Origin of the sequence: Streptomyces sp. KLMMK (genome assembly GCF_036961605.1) — a bacterium.
Classification (GTDB): Bacteria; Actinomycetota; Actinomycetes; order Streptomycetales; family Streptomycetaceae; genus Streptomyces; species Streptomyces telluris.
This window is the reverse complement of sequence record NZ_JBAMDC010000569.1, coordinates 1-3,095: the sequence shown is the minus strand read 5'-3', so window position 1 is coordinate 3,095 and position 3,095 is coordinate 1. Positions and strand designations below refer to the sequence as shown.

General features: G+C 73.8%; 3 protein-coding genes and 1 pseudogene. 2 read left to right on the top strand and 2 right to left on the bottom strand.

Annotation, left to right across the window (positions count from 1 at the left end; all coding sequences use genetic code 11):
* Window positions 1-208, bottom strand: a pseudogene (locus tag V7793_RS35640) (phosphatase); the annotation flags it as partial.
* A 410-nt stretch (window positions 209-618) separates the two neighbouring features.
* Between V7793_RS35640 and V7793_RS35635 the strand changes: the two are divergent.
* Window positions 619-2,043: a HEAT repeat domain-containing protein gene (locus V7793_RS35635; protein ID WP_336013825.1), complete on the top strand. Its 1,425-nt coding sequence runs from the start codon at window positions 619-621 to the stop codon at window positions 2,041-2,043.
* A gap of 24 nt (window positions 2,044-2,067) precedes the next feature.
* Window positions 2,068-2,706 carry a hypothetical protein gene (locus tag V7793_RS35630; protein WP_336013824.1) on the top strand — a complete coding sequence of 213 codons (639 nt, stop codon included), beginning with the start codon at window positions 2,068-2,070 and terminating at the stop codon, window positions 2,704-2,706.
* Between the two features lie 51 nt (window positions 2,707-2,757).
* Here V7793_RS35630 and V7793_RS35625 read toward each other — a convergent pair.
* Window positions 2,758-3,095, bottom strand: a 338-nt coding sequence (locus V7793_RS35625) for a hypothetical protein (RefSeq protein ID WP_336013823.1), incomplete at its 5' end; no start/stop codon positions are given.

The following is a 3,095-nucleotide window of genomic DNA, read 5'->3' as shown; positions in this document are numbered from 1 at the left end:
CGAGATCGTCGAGGTGGTGGGCGGCCAGATCGCACAGGGCGCGGTGCCAGCGCCGCCGGGCGTCGTCCGGCTCCTCCGGGCCCGTCGCCTCGCGCCGCACGGCGTCGAGCCCGCCGCGCAGCTGACGCGTCTGCGAGATGAGGGCGTCGACCGTGCCGTGCTCGGGCGGCTGAGCAGCGGAGGAGTCCGCGTGGAGGGGGGACGGCATCTCGTACTCCGATTGGGGGGCGCGGCGCGGCCGGCTCCATAGGGTCCGTGGGATGGGCCGTAACGACTGTTGCACAGCGAGCGAGGGCCTGTAAGTGCTTTGGCAACACCCGATCCGGTGGTGTCTGAGGCATATGCCTATGGCAGGGCGAAGCGGTGGTGAAGGTTCACCTTGGGGGTGACCAAGTGATTACGGGGAGTGGGATCGCGTCAACGCGGGGGCGGAGTGGCCGAGGTGCGGGCAAACCGGACAGGACTCGGCGGAATCCCTCACTCCAGGTAGGCTGCGGGGCGCTCGACCGACCTCGAGTTACCCCTGTTCACCACGCATAGCACCGGTGGACACCGGCAAGAATGCCGGACGACGGAAATCCCGTTGCCAGCCGACTCCCCGCACCGGATGCTGACCCCATGTTCGATCCAGACATAGCGCCCAGCGGCACCCTGCTCGGCCTCCTTCAGCGAGGCCGCGGCGACGGGACCCTGCATGCCCTCGCGGCGCCGCGGGCGGAGGCGCTCGCGGCGCTCCACCACTGCCTCATCGGCGACCCCAGGCGCGACTGGCAGGTGGAGAACCGCTCCCTCTATTACGCGCGCCTGTGTCTGGACCTCGACGCCGGGCTCGACGGGATCGACGCCCACCTCTTCGACGCCGACGACCTCCTCGACACCGCCGAGGAGCGCACCGGGCTCGCCCTCGCCGTCCTCGGCCACCTCGCCTCGTACGGCCGGGAGGACGCCCTCCTGCTGCTGCGGCGGTACGCGATCTCCGGAGCCAACTGGGCCTGGGCCCTCGACGAGCTCGCCCTGCGCGACGACGACGCGGGCCTGCTCGCCCTCGGCGAGAGCATCCTCGCCCGCTTCCCGCGGACCCCGGAGGGCGAGAAGGCGCTCGCCGCGGCCGTGCGCGACGCCTTCGAACCCCGCCCCTGGCGGCTGTGGGCCGATGCGGCCCAGTCGCCCGCCACGGCGGACCGGGTGCGCGCCGCGCAGGAACAGGGCTCCTTCGACCGCTGGCAGCGCCAGCTGCGCCCCACCGGCCCGCGGCCCGGCTGGAGCGTGCGCGAGGTCCTCGACTGGGCCCAGGAGGGCCTCGGCCTGCACCCCGTCCAGCTGCGCCACGTCCCGGCGACCCGCTGCCTGAACGCCGTCGCGGGCCCCGAGGACCGGCTGGAGATCATCGAGGCCGCCGCCTTCGGCCCCGAGGGCGCCCGGGCCACCGCCCTGCGCTATCTCGCCGAGCACGACGACCCCCAGGCGCTCGACCTCATCGAGGCCGCCGCGGCCGAGCCCGGCGAGCTCGTGGCCGAGGCCGCCGTCACCGCCTTCGAGCGGATGCGCGGCACGGCCGCCCTGGAGCGCGCCCGCGCCTGGATCCACCGGGCCGACGCCCTCGGCGGCGCGGCGGCCGGCATGCTCGCCTCCCGCGGCGCCCCCTACGACGCGGCACTCGTCCTCGGCGCCCTGCGCCGGACCGTCCGGGCCGAGGGGCCCGACGCGCCCGTCCTGTGGGACCTCGTGCCGGGTGCCGGGCGGCTGGGGATCACCTGCGCCGCGCCCGTCCTGCGGCACATCTACCGCGAGACGTCGTCCTCGCACCTGCGCGGGCGCACGGCGCGGGCGCTGGCCGCGACGGACCCGTCGTTCGCCAAGGGCTTCGCGGTCGAGTGCCTGTGGGACTGCGAGGAGACCACTCGCGAGCTCGCCGCGCACCACGCCGCCACGGCCGACGCCCGCGTCGTCGAGCAGCTGCGCCGGCTCGCCGCGGATCCGGCCGAGGAGGACGAGGTCCAGATCGCGGTCCGCAGCCGTTTCGGCCCGGAGTCGGCGGTCTGAGCGGCCTGCGAGCAGAATGATCACGTGAATGAGATAACAGGCGATTCGACGACCGGCGTACCGGCGACCCGCGTTCCGGCGACCGGTGTGAAGGCGAGGCGGGCGGCCGGGCGGGCGGCCGCCGCGGTGGCCGTCCTCGTGGCGGCGCAGATGGCGGCCGGGACGGTCGCGGAGGCGGCTGCCGCCCCGCCGTCCGCGCAGGCCGAGGCCGTGGCGGGCAAGGCCGCGACCGGTACGACAGTCCCCGTCAGGATCACGGAGGGGCAGGTCGCCGAGGCCGCTCCGGGCGGCGCGATCCTCTACCCGAGCGTCACCAGCTGCCTGACGGTCACCGTCCGGCTGCGTGACGGGGGTCTCGTGGGGGCTCACGCGAGCCTCTTCCAGGTGCCCGGCGAATACCGCTCCGACCGCATCCTGTCCGAGCTGAAGCGCGCAGTCGGCGGCCGGCCGGTGCGCGCGGTCGAGGTCAGGGGCGCCGTCGGCGCCTGGGACCCGAGCTATTTCGTCAAGGCCATCGAGAGCTACGGGGACGGGGAGGCCGTGCCCTTCCCGGAGGCACCCGACCCCCGCGGCATCGCCGAAGCGGTGGGCAAGGGCCTCGGGCAGCCCCGGGCCCTGGTGACCGTCGAGGACGTGCCCGACGGAGACCAGACCGTCCGCTGACGAAAAGGAGGGTGCGGGGCGGCGCGGCCGCCCCGCACCCTCATTCTCCGCTCAGGTGCGACGGCGCTTGAGGGCCTTGCGGATCAGGACGATCGCCAGAATGATCATGGCGATCACGAAGACGAAGACCAGGATCATTACGATGATCATGAAGATGCCGAGCTTCTTGAAGAAGCCCTTCTTCTTCTTTTTCTCCTTCTTCGGCTTCTTCGCCGCCGTGGTCACGTGACCCTTGGAGGACCGGTGACCGTGCGCGGCCTGCAGCGCGGACGCGGCACCAGTGCGCTCGGCTCCTGCGGCGGCCCCGGTCCCGGCCTGACGCTCCACCGTGGCGACGGCGGCGGCCGGGCGAGCCTGCTCCGTGGCCTGGGCGGACGCGGGGGAGACCA

What these genes read in the sequence shown, in the direction of transcription:
- V7793_RS35635 (WP_336013825.1), top strand. Translation starts at nt 619, where the DNA reads ATGTTCGATCCAGACATAGCGCCCAGCGGCACCCTGCTCGGCCTCCTT.